This is a genomic window from Streptomyces sp. NPDC090442, assembly GCF_044769405.1.
Taxonomy (GTDB): domain Bacteria; phylum Actinomycetota; class Actinomycetes; order Streptomycetales; family Streptomycetaceae; genus Streptomyces.
In genome coordinates, this window is sequence record NZ_JBIVXW010000093.1 from 1 (window position 1) to 12,615 (window position 12,615).

A 12,615-nucleotide genomic window follows, 5' to 3' on the forward strand; every position below is an offset into this window, starting at 1 on the left:
TGCACACCTACAATCACCACCGCGGACACACCGCGCTCAAGGGACAACCACCCGCCAGCCGCGTCCCCAACCTCACAGGGCAATACACCTAGCGCTCGATGAGCGCGAACAGGCCCTCCCAGCGGCCCACGATCTCGTCGGTGGAGAACCGCTGGATGTTCTCCCGGGCCGCGACGCCCATCCGGTCCCGCAGCTCCTTGTCCGACATCAACGCGTCCAAGTGCCGGGCGAATTCGGTGATGTTGCCCGGAGGAGCCAGGAAGCCGTCGGTGCCGTCGGTGATGATCTCGCGGACGCCCGGCGCCACGTCGAACGCCACGCACGGCACCGCGGTGGCCATCGCCTCCATGGGGGCGAGCGGGAAGCCCTCGCCGCGCGAGCTCAGGGCGAAGACCGCGCTCTCCCGCAGCGCCCCGGCCACATCGCTGGTCCGCCCCATCCACTCGACCGAACTCTCCACCCCGAGCTCCGCGGACAGCTTGCGCAGCGCCTCGGCCTCCTCACCGGAGCCGTAGATCCGCAGCGTCCAGTCCGGGTGCTGCGGGGCGACCCGCGCCCACGCCTCCAGGAGCAGGTCGACGCCCTTCTCCTCGTGCAGCCGGCCGATGCTGGAGACGACCTTCTGCGCGCGCTCGGAGGGGACCTCGGGGAAGAACGGCAGCGGGTTCGGCATGAAGCCGACGTTGTCCATCCGCTGCCGGATCCACTTGTCGGCGTCCTCCCGGGTGAGCGGCAGCATCCGGTCGACGTCCTGGTAGAACCGCTTGACGCGGCCGAACCGGGACGACTTGCGGCAGGTCTCGAAGGACTCGTGGCTCATGCCGATGACCGGCAGCCCGGCGGTGTCCGCCAGCGCCACCCACTCCATCGCCCACACCTGGGTGACGATCACCACGCCGCCCGGCCGCGCGGCCCGGAACAGCGCGCTCATCTTGGCGGCCTGTTCGTGCATCCCGGCCTCGCGGGCGGCCCGGCGGCGCTGCTCGACGACGTTCAGCCGGTCCTTCAGGCCGCGCACCGGGCGGACGCTCGGCGGGTGCACGTCGTAGAGCGTGGTGGTCCGGTACGGCAGGTCCGGGCCGAGCTCGTGGACCCGGCCCTCGGGGGGCGGCACGATCCCGACGACGTGCACCCGGTGGCCCCGCTCCGCGAACAGTCGCGCCATCTGGTGTGACCAACTGGTGATGCCACCCAGCTCGTTGACGCTGTTGGAGACGAAGAAGATGTCCCGCGGCTCGGCTGCGTTCGGCTTGGTCATCAACGGCTCCACTGCGCAAAGAACTGGTCGACGATGCTCTGTGCGGCGTCGCCCTGGTCGTATTCCCCGAACTTGGCGACGAATTCCCCGCGGTCCTTGGCGTATTCCTGCTGCTGGGACGCGAAAGACTGCATGGTCTCGAAGAAATCTTCCTCGGTGCGCACTACCGGGCCCGGCGCGTGTTCCAGCAGATCGAAGTACGTTCCGCGACCCTCGTGCACATATTCGTCGTAGTCGTAGGTGAAGAACACCAACGGTCGGTCGAGCAGCGCGTAGTCGAACATCACCGACGAATAGTCCGTGACCAGGCCGTCGGCCAGCTCCAGGATCGGGGTGATGTCGTGGCGCGCCGAGACGTCGATGACCCGGCCCTGCACGGTCGGCGGCAGCACCACGTGGTTGAGGTAGTGCGAGCGCACCAGCAGGACGTAGCGGTCGCCGAACTCGTCGGCGAAGCGCTCCACGTCGAAGGGGAGCGCGAACCGGCCGTGCCGGCCGCCCGCCTTGCGGAACGTCGGCGCGTACAGCAGCACCTTCTTGTCGGCCGGAATGCCCAGCTCCGCCGCCAGCGGGCCGCGCTCGCGGTGGCCGGACCCGGCCTCCTTCAGCCGGGCCCGCACCAGGGCGTCGTTGCGCGGGTAGCCGACCCGCAGCAGGGTCTTCTCCTTCAGGCGGAACGCCTTGGCCAGGGTGCGCGCGTCGTGCTCGGTGCGGCACAGGAACCGGTCGAAGCGGTCCAACGAGCTCTGTTGCTCGGCCTGTTGCTGGCGGGTCTGGGCCTTGAGCGAGGGCTGGTCGAAGCCCATGTTCTTCAGCGCCGAGCCGTGCCAGGTCTGGATGTAGGTGGTCTCGGGGCGCTTGGTCAGCTTTAGCGGGTAGCTCTGGTTGTCCACCCAGAACTCGGCCTGGGCCAGCGCCTTGAGGTACGGCAGCGACCAGCGCTTGACCAGGGTGGCGTCCTTGGGGAAGTCCTTGGGGGACCCGGCGTACGCCCAGATCGCCTCGAACTTCAGGCCCTGCCGGCGCATCTCCTCGTAGATGGCGCGCGGGCTGTCGCTGTACTGCTTGCCCAGGTGGCTCTCGAAGACCACCGTGCGCTTCTTGATCGGCAGCCGGCTGAACACCTCGTGGTACGCCCGGAGTTTGGTGTCCCCGGAGGTGAGCGTCTTGCGCAGCGCCTTGGCCTTGCGGTAACCGGCCTTGGCCAGCGTCCCGGGCTTGCCGTGGACGCCCCTGGCGATGAACTCCTGCACCCGCTCGGCGCTCTGGCTCTCGCTGATCAGGCGGAACGCCAGGTGGCCCTTGGAGGAGATGTGCGGCTCGATGTGGTCGGCGACCATCCGGGTCAGCCGCGGGCGGACCGGCAGCGGCCCGCCGGCCAGCTCGGTGTCGGCGACGGTGAGTCGGGACGTGGTGAGCGCCCCGTCCGCCTTCAGGCGCAGCCGGACGTCCCAGATGGAGTCGACGATGCCGAGCGGGCGCAGCGTGCCGGTGACGTCCGCGTCGGTTTCCCAGACCACCGCGTCGCCCTCGTGGCGCACCGAGCGCACCGGGAAGGTGAAGGACTGCAGGCTGCGGCGGCGGGCGCTGAACTCCAGCTCGGCGGAGAGCTTGGCACCCTCGGGGATCACGCCGAGCGGGTTGGTGATCCGGCCGGCCAGCGAGACGGTGCTGCCGGACTCGGCGAACCGGGTCAACTGGTTACGCAGGAACAGCTGGTTGACCGGCTTCTCGTGGTAGCCGATCTCGGTCACGTCCAGCACCTCGCGGCCGAACGCGTCGTCGAAGTGCCCACCGCACCAGTAGATCCGGCCGTCGTGCTGGGCGAGCGGCGAGGAGAGCTTGTCGCGGTTGATGAGGGTGTCGACCGCCGGGATGAGGTTGTCCCAGTCGCCCTTCTGGAGCAGGTACGCGCAGATGGCCTGTATCGGCAGGACCCGCTCGTACGCCTCCGGGGCGATGCTGGCGAGGTACTCGCGGGAGAGGTCGGCGAACTCCCGGCGGTACGCCTCGTCCCGGAAGGGCAGGTCCCGCAGGTGCAGCACCAGGTCGTGCTTGAGGAACTTGACGTCCTTGGCGAGCTTCATCTCGGAGAGCCCGCGCTCCAGCAGCGCGGCGTCGATCCGCCGGTGGACCTCCAGCCGGTGGATGTAATTGGTCATCTCGTGCCGTCGGTTCGTCACCGACTTCACGGCGGCCTTCTCGAAGACGTTCCAGAAGTAGACCTGATTGGGAATCAGCGTGATGCGGTTCGCCGCGAGGTAAGCGTCGGCGATAAACATCAGGTCCTCGTAGAACATCCCCTTGGGGAAGCGGAGGTCATTCTCGATGAGGAATTCGCGGCGGTAGCACTTGTTGGTGGAGAGGGTGTCCCACACAAAAAGGTCCGGCAATTCCGTGACCGACTCCAGGGTGCGGGTCGTGGAATACAGCCAGGCGTACCACTCGTCGCGCTTCTGGTTCCGGGTGTCCCGGTGGATGCGCACGCAGAGGCCGGAGACGATGTCCGCCTCGGTTTCCTCGGCGGCCTCCAGCAAATTGCGGCAGGCGTTGTGCTCCAGGACGTCATCACTGTCCAGGAACATGACGTACCGTCCGCGCGTGTGCTGAATGCCGGCGTTCCGCGGCTCGCCGCCGGCGCCGCTGTTCTCCGGCAGTTGGAAGGCTCTGACGCGGCCGGGGTGGGCGGCCGCGAGCTCCTGCGCGACGTCGAAAGAACGGTCGGTGCTGCAGTCGTCGACGATCACCACCTCGACGTCCCGGAGCGTCTGGTCCAGGACGGACTGGACCGCGGTCGGCAACCGGTCGGCGTCGTTGTAGACAATGACGACTACGGAGACGTCAGGCACAGGCACCTCAACCCTCTTTCGCTGCTGTTTCCGGCCAGAATAGCCCCATCTACACACGGGGTTTACGACCACCCGCACCCGGACTGCTACACGTGGTGACGGAGTGCCACCCGAGGAAGGGCAGGTTCCGGCTAGCAGGTATGACGACGACGATGGTCAATCGGTTGCACGTCAGCGGGTGCGGTCGGACTCTTTATCGGATTCCGATCATGCCGGTGACCCCGGCCTCTCGGAGTTGACGGGGTGGGGAAATGTCGTTCGAGAGCGAGGGGAAAAGATCGATTACCCGGATTTTGTCCGGACGATCCGGCGGGCCGTTCCCGCCGCCCGGCCGCCCCGGAGTGGCACATGACACAGCGACAGGCGGGCGGGTGGAGTGACGAAGGCGACGCCGTCGCGTAGGAAGGGCGTGAAGACGGGCACCTTCGTACGGCGTCGAGCGTCCTCCAGGAAGAGGACGTGTCGTCCGCGGCGCGGGGGAAGATCCTGCCCAAGGACGAGAGACGTGTCTTTGCCAAGCCATTACGCTTGCGGGCAAGGCCGCGCAGGGCGGCCATGGAGGAGTGAGATGAGGAGCAGCAACCCGGTCTTCTCGCGACGGGGGTTCAGCCGAGGCACCGGCTACGCGGGCTTCAACGCGCCGCCGCAGGCCGGGGGCCCCGCCGCCAACCCCTACGCCGGAGCCAACCCGTACGCGGGGACCAACCCGTACGCCACCGAGGCGCCGCAGTACGCGCCGCAGCACACCCCGCAGACCCGCCCGATGACGATGGACGACGTCGTCACCCGCACCGGCCTGACGCTCGGCACGGTCGTCGTCGGCGCCACCGTCGGCTGGCTCTTCCTCACCGGGCAGCTCGGCTTCGCGATCGGGGCCGGCCTGGCCGCGACGGTGCTGGGCTTCATCCAGTCCTTCATGCGCAAGCCGGTCCCGGCGCTGATCCTGGGCTACGCGGCGCTGGAGGGCGTCTTCCTGGGCGCGCTCAGCGGCTACCTCAACAGCCTGCCGAAGCTCAGCGGCGCGCCGATGCAGGCGGTGCTGGGCACGATGGCGGTCTTCGTCGCCATGCTGATCGCCTACAAGACCCGGATCGTCCGGGTCACCGAGCGGTTCACCCGCTTCGTGATGATCGCCGCGCTGGGCTTCGTGCTGCTGTCGCTGGTGAACCTGCTGTTCATGGTGTTCGGCGGGGGTGACGGCCTCGGCTTCCGCAGCGGCGGCCTGGGCATCCTCTTCGGCATCGTCGGCATCTGCCTCGGCGCGGCCTTCCTCGCCATGGACTTCAAGCAGGTCGAGGACGGCATCGCCTACGGCGCGCCGCGCGAGGAGTCCTGGCTGGCCGCGTTCGGCCTGACCCTGACCCTGGTGTGGATCTACTGGGAGATGCTGCGGCTGATCTCGATCCTGCGCGGCGACTGACGCGGATCGGCACCCCACCGCACGAGACGGACGAGGGGCCCGTGGGCGACTGCCCGCGGGCCCCTCGCGCGTTGTGGTCGGGGTGCGTCGCTACGGTCAGAACTTGCGGGCGGCGCGCCGGAGATCGTGCTCATGGACGATCGCCTTGGCGTGGCCGTAGGAGAGGTCGTGCGCGCCGCGCAGCCAGCTCACCTTTTCGTCGAAGCGGATGAGGGCGGGGCCTTCGTCGACGGTGCGGAGCCATTCTGAGATATCCCTGCCGGTGCAGTGCGGGATACGGGAGAGCATGTTCCGGTGGGTCTCTTCGGAGAAGGACTGAGACATCGGCGCCTCCGGACGCGGTCGATGCTGGTTCTTCCGCTCACCGTGCCTGAGCGTTCGGGCGTTGGCAACCACCCGTGAGTTGCGCTTAGGCTCACGACGTGCTTGACGTGACGCCTTTGCAGACCGCCGTGGACGCGCTCGCCGACCGCCTCAGGGCGCTGCCGCAGAGCGCCCTGCGCCGCGGTGCCGCCGCCGAAGGGCTCGCGCTGGCGCGGGAGTTGGCGAACCGCGCGCAGCGTATCGAACGCCCCGGACAGCGGCCCGGGGAACTCCCGGACGCCGGGATGTTCGCGGTCGGCGACCAGTTGGCGGTGGCCGGCCACGACCTCGTCGAGGCGCTGCGGGCCGCCGCGGCGGGCGGGGAAGCTGACGCGAATGCGGCCCCCGCCGAGGAGTTGGCGGGGGCCGTGCGGCGGGTGCGGGAGGTCGCTCAGAGCGAGGCGATGACCCGGTCGGCCAGGATGTAGACGTTCTCGTCGCGGCGCTCGCCCCAGGAGAACGTCAGCGCGTAGGCGCCGGAGATGCCCGAGCCGCCGAGCAACACCGGGGCGTGGCCGTCGCGCAGCGCCTCGGCGACGCTCTCGGCGGTCTCGCGGTGTCCGGGGGTCAGGCAGAGCGTGGTGCCGTCGGCGAAGACGTAGACGTCCAGGGTGCCCAGCGGGCCGGGGCGGACGTCGGAGAGCGGGGTGCCCTCGTCGGCCAGTTCGGCCAGGCGCGCGACGGTGCGCTCGTGGTCGCCGACGGCGGGGACGGGGGAGAAGTCCGGGTGCGAGGGGTGGCGCCGGCGGGCGGCGGCCAGCTCGGCGGACTCGGTCTCCTCGGCCAGCTCGAACTCCGGCGCGTCCAGGGCCTCGACGGACTCCAACGCCTCCAGCGACTCCACCGATTCCAGCGCCTCGACGGGCTCCAGCGCGGGCAGCGGCTCCAGGATCTCCGGGCCCAGCAGCGACTCCAGTCCGGCCAGATCGGCCTGGCGCGGCACGAACGGATGGCCGCCCTCGCCGTTCAGGTCCAGCCGCTCGGTGTGCTCCCGGCGGCCCTCGCGGCCGTCGAGGGGGCCGTCGTCGAAGCTGGGCAGCGGGCCGGACAGCGACGGCGCGTCCGCCGCGTCCCGGGCCTCCTGGGCGGCCCAGAAGGCGCGCGCCTCGGCCAGTTCCCGCTCCCGCTCCTCGGCCAGCGCGTCCGCGACGGCGGCGCGTATGTCCGCGAGCGGGGTCTCGACGGCCGGCACGCCACGGGCCGCCGGGACCGCCGCGGCGGTCGTGCCGGCGGCCTCCGCGCGCACGGCGACGAGCTCGGCGTGCAGCGCGGTGAGCTGGCGGCGCAGCGCCCGGGCGGTGTGCAGGGCGGCGGCGCCCAGCACCACGCCGACCGCCGCGGCCAGCAGCAGGACGAGGGTGGTGACAGTCATGCCGAAACCTCGCTTCGCTCAAGCCCCGCACTCACGAGGCGCGCACCTTTCGGTGGTTCGCTCACTTCCGGGCATACGCACACACTCTCGCGGACCGGTCACCGGCGTACTCCCGATAGCAGATTGTTCTCCGACTTCCTACAACAGCGTGACCCAGGTCGGCGACCGTTCGCAGGGTGGTATGTCCTGAAATGGGGCGCAGTTAGGGGCTCGTGAGGTGTGGCGCCCCATGGCTGAGCTGCAAGAACGTGGTTCCGTCGGGATGTTGGTCACAATCCTGGGGACGATTGGGTCGCGATCTTGTCACCGAGTGGCCCGGGTCACGCGCCGTCGCGGAGGGTGTCCGGGCGAGCGCGAAGGGTGCGCGGGGAACGGGAGTTGGTCCGTTTCCCACGCACCCCTCGGTGCGCGCGCCCCCGTCGCCACGGCCCGGCTCGGCCGCTCGTGCCCGTGATCGCGCCGAGCCGCGCCTCCGTCGCGCTACGGCTCAGCTCAGCCGCTCGATCACCATCGCCATGCCCTGGCCGCCGCCGACGCACATGGTCTCCAGGCCGAACTGCTTGTCGTGCCACTGGAGGGAGTTGATGAGGGTGGTGGTGATCCGGGCGCCGGTCATGCCGAAGGGGTGGCCGACGGCGATCGCGCCGCCGTTGACGTTCAGCCGGTCCAGGTCGATGCCCAGGTCGCGGTAGGAGGGGATCACCTGGGCGGCGAACGCCTCGTTGATCTCCACCAGGTCGATGTCGGAGACCGACAGGCCGGCGCGCCCAAGGGCCTGCTTGCTGGCCTCGACCGGGCCGTAGCCCATGATCTCGGGGGAGAGCGCGGAGACGCCGGTGGAGACGATCCGGGCCAGCGGGGTCAGGCCCAGCTCGCGGGCCTTGGTGTCGGACATGATCACCAGCGCCGCGGCGCCGTCGTTCAGCGGGCAGCAGTTGCCGGCGGTGACCAGGCCGTCGGGGCGGAACACCGGCTTCAGGCCCTGCACGCCCTCCATGGTGACGCCGGCCCGGGGACCGTCGTCCTTGGCCACGACCGTGCCGTCGGGGAGCGTGACCGGGGTGATCTCCCGCTCCCAGAAGCCGGCCTTGATCGCCTGCTCGGCGAGGTTCTGCGACCGGACGCCGAACTCGTCCATCTCCTGGCGGGTGATGCCCTTGAAGCGGGCGAGGTTCTCCGCGGTCTGACCCATCGCGATGTACGCGTCCGGGACCAGACCGTCCTCGCGCGGGTCGTGCCAGTCGGTGCCCTCCTGCTCGGCGCGGGCCGCGGTCCTGGCCTCGGCGTCCGCGAAGAGCGGGTTGTGGGTGTCGGGCTGGCCGTCGGAGCTGCCCTTGACGCTGCGTGAGACGGTCTCGACGCCCGCCGAGAGGAAGACGTCGCCCTCGCCGGCCTTGATGGCGTGCAGCGCCATCCGCGTCGTCTGAAGCGAGGAGGAGCAGTAACGGGTGACGGTGCAGCCCGGGAGGTGGTCCATCCCCATCTGGACGGCCACGATGCGGCCGAGGTTGTGGCCCTGCTCGCCGCCGGGCAGACCGCAGCCGAGCATCAGGTCGTCGATGTCGGTCGGGTCGAGCTCGGGGACCTTGGCGAGGGCGGCCTGGATGACCGCGGCGGTGAGGTCGTCCGGGCGCAGGTCCTTGAGCGAGCCCTTGAAGGCGCGGCCGATCGGGGAGCGGGCGGCTGAGACGATCACGGCTTCGGGCATCACGGCTCCAAGGGGTGAGTAGGTGCGGCGTCCGGTGCCCCGTCCCGCGGCGGCGGTCGGCGACGGGGCGCGAACAGGGCGGACCGTCTGGGAAGTTACCTGCACGTAGTGCGAGAGGTCACGGGGTGCGCGCTGTGATGCGGGCCTCTTTTCTAAGCGGGCGCTTATGGGAACGGCGGGAGCGGTCGGGCTATTCCCCTGGTGCCCGGACGCCGCGCCCCTCCCGTCACCCCGTGACGGACGGCCGTTCCTCCTCGGCCTCGGCCGGTGCCGGGAGTTGACGGCGCCGGCGGTGCTTGAGCAGGGCCCAGGGGGCGCGGGAGGCGGTGACCTCGGTGCCGCCCTCGGAGGCGGCCCGGGCGGCGGCCTGCTCGACCGGGAGGATGCCCTCCCGCCGGGCCGGCTCCGGCCGCTCCTCCTCGGGCCACAGCCCGAGCGCCGCACACACCGTCGGGAACACGGCCATCGCGGCGGTGGCGTAGCCCTCGGCCGAGGGGTGGTAGTTGTCCGGGCCGAACAGCTCCCTGGGGCGCGCCTCGAACTCCGGGCCCAGCAGCGCGCCGAGCGAGACCGTCCGGCCGCCGTTCTCCACCACGCCGATGGTCTGCGCGGCCGCCAACTGCCGGGAGAGCCGGCGCGCCACCCAGCGCAGCGGCTGGTTGACCGGCTCGATGGTGCCCAGGTCGGGGCAGGTGCCGACGACGACCTCGCAGCCCGCCGCGCGCAGCGTCCGCACCGCCTCGGACAGGTGCCGCACCGAGTCGGCGGGCGGCAGCCGGCGGGTGACGTCATTGGCGCCGATCATGACGACGCAGACGTCGGGAGTCTCCCCGCCGTCCGCCAGCAGCAGCTCGACCTGGCGGGGCAGGTCGTCGGAACGGGCGCCGGGCAGCGCGACGTTGCGCAGGTCGACGGGGAGTTCGGCGAGCGCGGCGAGGCCGGAGGCGAGCAGCGCGCCGGGGGTCTGGGAGCGGCGGTGGACGCCCTGGCCGGCCGCGGTGGAGTCGCCGAGGAAGCCCAGGCGCAGCGGGGGACGGTCGGTGCGGTGGCTGAACGCGGCGCCGTAGCGGCCGTCGGCGCACGGCGGGATGTCGCTGGAGCCGCCGACCGTGCGGCGGGCGAGCCGGACCTCGGTCAGCAGCAGTCCGACGCCGGCCACCCCCAGCAGCCCGATCCCGCCGCCGCCGAACGCGGCCGCGGTGGCGATCCGTCGCGCCACCCTCGCCCTGGACCCCGTCATCACCGTCGTCACCATCGGCCGGAACCTCCCCGTGCAGCGCGGGCGCGCCGCGGCGTGGGGGCCGGACGCGCTCGGATGAGGCAAGAACTCCTTCACCAGGTTGGTGCCCGTTCCGGGCCGCCGCGCAACGCTCCGGGCCCCCGATGGAGCCCCCGGTATGCGCCCGTGGGCCCAAGGTCCACTAGGGCAATAGGCTGGCTGTACGGGCGCGGCGCAGGAGAGCGTGCCCCCGACCGCGGAGACCACCGTGCAGTTTTACGATTCGATGATTGAGCTCGTCGGCAACACCCCGCTCGTGCGGCTCAACAACGTTACTCAAGGCATCCAGGCGACCGTCCTGGTGAAGGTCGAGTACTTCAACCCCGGGGGGTCGGTCAAGGACCGGATCGCCGTGCGGATGATTGAGGCGGCCGAGGAGTCCGGTGAGTTGCAGCCGGGCGGCACCATCGTGGAGCCGACCTCCGGCAACACGGGCGTGGGGCTGGCGATCGTGGCCCAACAGAAGGGCTACAAGTGCATCTTCGTCTGCCCTGACAAGGTCTCGACGGACAAGATCAACGTGTTGCGGGCCTACGGTGCCGAGGTGGTGGTCTGCCCGACGGCGGTCGACCCCGAGCACCCCGACTCGTACTACAACGTCTCCGACCGGCTGGTGCGCGAGACGCCCGGCGCGTGGAAGCCCGACCAGTACAGCAACCCCAACAACCCGCGCTCGCACTACGAGAGCACCGGGCCGGAGCTGTGGGAGCAGACCGACGGGCGGATCACCCACTTCGTGGCCGGCGTCGGCACCGGCGGCACCATCAGCGGCACCGGCCGCTACCTGAAGGACGTCAGTGACGGCAGGGTCAAGGTCATCGGCGCCGACCCGGAGGGCTCCGTCTACAGCGGCGGCTCCGGCCGGCCGTACCTGATCGAGGGCGTCGGCGAGGACTTCTGGCCGACCGCCTACGACCGCACGGTCGCCGACGAGATCGTGGCGGTCTCGGACAAGGACGCCTTCCAGATGACCCGGCGGCTGGCCAAGGAGGAGGGCCTACTGGTCGGCGGCTCCTGCGGGATGGCCGTGGTGGCCGGCCTGCGGGTCGCCGAGCGGCTCGGGCCGGACGACGTGCTCGTCATCCTGCTCCCGGACAGCGGCCGCGGTTACCTCTCGAAGATCTTCAACGACGAGTGGATGGCCGACTACGGCTTCCTGGAGGAGGGCGGCACCGCCGCCCGGGTCGGCGAGGTCCTCCAGCGCAAGGAGGGCGAACTGCCCTCCCTGGTGCACATGCACCCCGAGGAGACCGTCGGCGAGGCCATCGAGGTGCTGCGCGAGTACGGCGTCTCGCAGATGCCGATCGTCAAGCCGGGCGCCGGGCACCCCGACGTGATGGCCGCCGAGGTCGTCGGCTCGGTCGTCGAACGGGAGCTGCTGGACGCGCTGTTCGCCCAGCGTGCCTCGCTGACCGACCCGCTGGAGAAGCACATGTGCCCGCCGCTGCCGCAGGTCGGCTCGGGCGAGCCGGTCGCCGACCTGATGGCGGTGTTGGAGAGCGCCGACGCGGCGATCGTCCTCGTCGAGGGCAAGCCCAAGGGCGTGGTGAGCCGGCAGGACCTGCTGGCGTTCCTGGCGCGCGGCGCGGGCAAGTAGCCGCGGGTGCCGGGGCGGTGACCCCGTCCCGGCGTCAAGTGTCCGTCAGGAAACGCCCCGTCGCCGCAAGATGTACGTATGCGTCACGTCCTGGCAGCACGCGCTTAACACTTCTGCGGCACATTGGTGTGCAGGCGATGCGGACCTCCGGAGCGGCTCCCGGACCTCCACGATCGCCAGGATGCGAGGACCGGCCCTGAACCCGGATCGCGTCTCGTGCGGGGACCGCCGCCGTCCCGCCCCCGGCTCCGGCCGGGGGGCGGCGGTCCCCGCGATCTTCTTCTCCGGCTTCCGCCCGCCGGCCGGCCCGTCGGCCCGCGTCAATCCCCTCTCGCGCGGGGTCAGTCCAGGTGCTCGTCGCGCTGCCCGATCCGGTGCAGCAGCACCGCCCGCAGCCCCAGGCTGTGCACGGCGTTGACGCCGACGACGCCCGCCCAGCACACCACCAGGCCGACCAGCCCCGCGTTGACCACCGCGATCGCGGACAGCGGGATGGCCAGCACCAGGGAGACCACGGCGACCGCGAACCGCTGCCAGAACTCGGTGCCGGCGTCCGCCCGGCGCGGGGGCCGCGTACCGCGGGCCACCTGCATCTGTTGCTCGGCCAACTGCCGCCGCACCCGCCGGTCGACGGTCTGGTCCAGCTTCTCCAGGAAGGACTCCAGCAGTTCCGACTCGTACTCCGGCCCCAGCTCCTTGCGCGTCTGGAGGGTCGCGTCGAGTTCTTTCCTCAGCTCGGGGTCGTGTGTCGCCATACCGCCGAGATTAC

The 12,615-nt window shown here is 70.8% G+C and carries 10 protein-coding genes; 3 read left to right on the forward strand and 7 right to left on the reverse strand.

Annotation, left to right across the window (positions count from 1 at the left end; translation table 11 throughout):
* Positions 1-88 precede the first annotated feature (88 nt).
* Both ACIQU6_RS39385 and ACIQU6_RS39390 read right to left on the reverse strand, forming a co-directional pair.
* On the reverse strand, positions 89-1,258 hold the full coding sequence (locus ACIQU6_RS39385) for a glycosyltransferase (RefSeq protein WP_403486568.1): 1,170 nt from the start codon (positions 1,256-1,258) through the stop codon (positions 89-91).
* The gene (locus ACIQU6_RS39390; protein WP_403486614.1) at positions 1,258-4,107 is read right to left on the reverse strand and encodes a CDP-glycerol glycerophosphotransferase family protein; all 2,850 of its coding nucleotides are present in this window, start codon (positions 4,105-4,107) and stop codon (positions 1,258-1,260) included. The genes ACIQU6_RS39385 and ACIQU6_RS39390 overlap by 1 nt, the downstream gene beginning before the upstream one ends.
* Before the next feature lie 568 nt (positions 4,108-4,675).
* Here ACIQU6_RS39390 and ACIQU6_RS39395 point away from each other — a divergent pair.
* Entirely contained in the window at positions 4,676-5,527 is an 852-nt protein-coding gene (locus ACIQU6_RS39395) for a Bax inhibitor-1/YccA family protein (RefSeq protein WP_403486570.1), read from the forward strand.
* Between the two features lie 96 nt (positions 5,528-5,623).
* Here the strand turns inward: ACIQU6_RS39395 and ACIQU6_RS39400 are convergent, their stop codons facing one another.
* Positions 5,624-5,851: a DUF4287 domain-containing protein gene (locus ACIQU6_RS39400; RefSeq protein WP_274915348.1), complete on the reverse strand. Its 228-nt coding sequence runs from the start codon at positions 5,849-5,851 to the stop codon at positions 5,624-5,626.
* Positions 5,852-5,949: 98 nt separating this feature from the next.
* On the opposite strand from ACIQU6_RS39400, the gene ACIQU6_RS39405 reads away from it, so the two are divergent.
* Positions 5,950-6,318, forward strand: coding sequence for a hypothetical protein (locus tag ACIQU6_RS39405; RefSeq protein ID WP_403486572.1), 369 nt, complete (start codon positions 5,950-5,952; stop codon positions 6,316-6,318).
* Here the strand turns inward: ACIQU6_RS39405 and ACIQU6_RS39410 are convergent.
* The 3 genes from ACIQU6_RS39410 to ACIQU6_RS39420 form a co-directional block, all read right to left on the reverse strand.
* On the reverse strand, positions 6,282-7,262 hold the full coding sequence (locus ACIQU6_RS39410) for a hypothetical protein (RefSeq protein ID WP_403486574.1): 981 nt from the start codon (positions 7,260-7,262) through the stop codon (positions 6,282-6,284). The two genes, ACIQU6_RS39405 and ACIQU6_RS39410, sit on opposite strands and share 37 nt — an antisense overlap.
* 487 nt (positions 7,263-7,749) lie before the next feature.
* Positions 7,750-8,970: an acetyl-CoA C-acetyltransferase gene (locus tag ACIQU6_RS39415; protein ID WP_403486576.1), complete on the reverse strand. Its 1,221-nt coding sequence runs from the start codon at positions 8,968-8,970 to the stop codon at positions 7,750-7,752.
* A 226-nt stretch (positions 8,971-9,196) separates the two neighbouring features.
* Positions 9,197-10,210, reverse strand: coding sequence for an SGNH/GDSL hydrolase family protein (locus ACIQU6_RS39420; protein ID WP_403486578.1), 1,014 nt, complete (start codon positions 10,208-10,210; stop codon positions 9,197-9,199).
* 247 nt (positions 10,211-10,457) lie between these two features.
* Between ACIQU6_RS39420 and ACIQU6_RS39425 the strand changes: the two genes are divergently transcribed.
* The gene (locus ACIQU6_RS39425; protein WP_403486579.1) at positions 10,458-11,846 is read left to right on the forward strand and encodes a cystathionine beta-synthase; all 1,389 of its coding nucleotides are present in this window, start codon (positions 10,458-10,460) and stop codon (positions 11,844-11,846) included.
* Between the two features lie 341 nt (positions 11,847-12,187).
* On the opposite strand, the gene ACIQU6_RS39430 is transcribed toward ACIQU6_RS39425, so the two are convergent.
* Positions 12,188-12,601, reverse strand: a complete 414-nt coding sequence (locus ACIQU6_RS39430; RefSeq protein ID WP_403486581.1) for a hypothetical protein — start codon at positions 12,599-12,601, stop codon at positions 12,188-12,190.
* Positions 12,602-12,615: the final 14 nt, after the last annotated feature.

What these genes read in the sequence shown, in the direction of transcription:
- ACIQU6_RS39385 (WP_403486568.1), bottom strand. Translation starts at nt 1,258, where the DNA reads ATGACCAAGCCGAACGCAGCCGAGCCGCGGGACATCTTCTTCGTCTCC.
- ACIQU6_RS39395 (WP_403486570.1), top strand. Translation starts at nt 4,676, where the DNA reads ATGAGGAGCAGCAACCCGGTCTTCTCGCGACGGGGGTTCAGCCGAGGC.
- ACIQU6_RS39400 (WP_274915348.1), bottom strand. Translation starts at nt 5,851, where the DNA reads ATGTCTCAGTCCTTCTCCGAAGAGACCCACCGGAACATGCTCTCCCGT.
- ACIQU6_RS39410 (WP_403486574.1), bottom strand. Translation starts at nt 7,262, where the DNA reads ATGACTGTCACCACCCTCGTCCTGCTGCTGGCCGCGGCGGTCGGCGTG.
- ACIQU6_RS39415 (WP_403486576.1), bottom strand. Translation starts at nt 8,970, where the DNA reads ATGCCCGAAGCCGTGATCGTCTCAGCCGCCCGCTCCCCGATCGGCCGC.
- ACIQU6_RS39420 (WP_403486578.1), bottom strand. Translation starts at nt 10,210, where the DNA reads ATGACGGGGTCCAGGGCGAGGGTGGCGCGACGGATCGCCACCGCGGCC.
- ACIQU6_RS39430 (WP_403486581.1), bottom strand. Translation starts at nt 12,601, where the DNA reads ATGGCGACACACGACCCCGAGCTGAGGAAAGAACTCGACGCGACCCTC.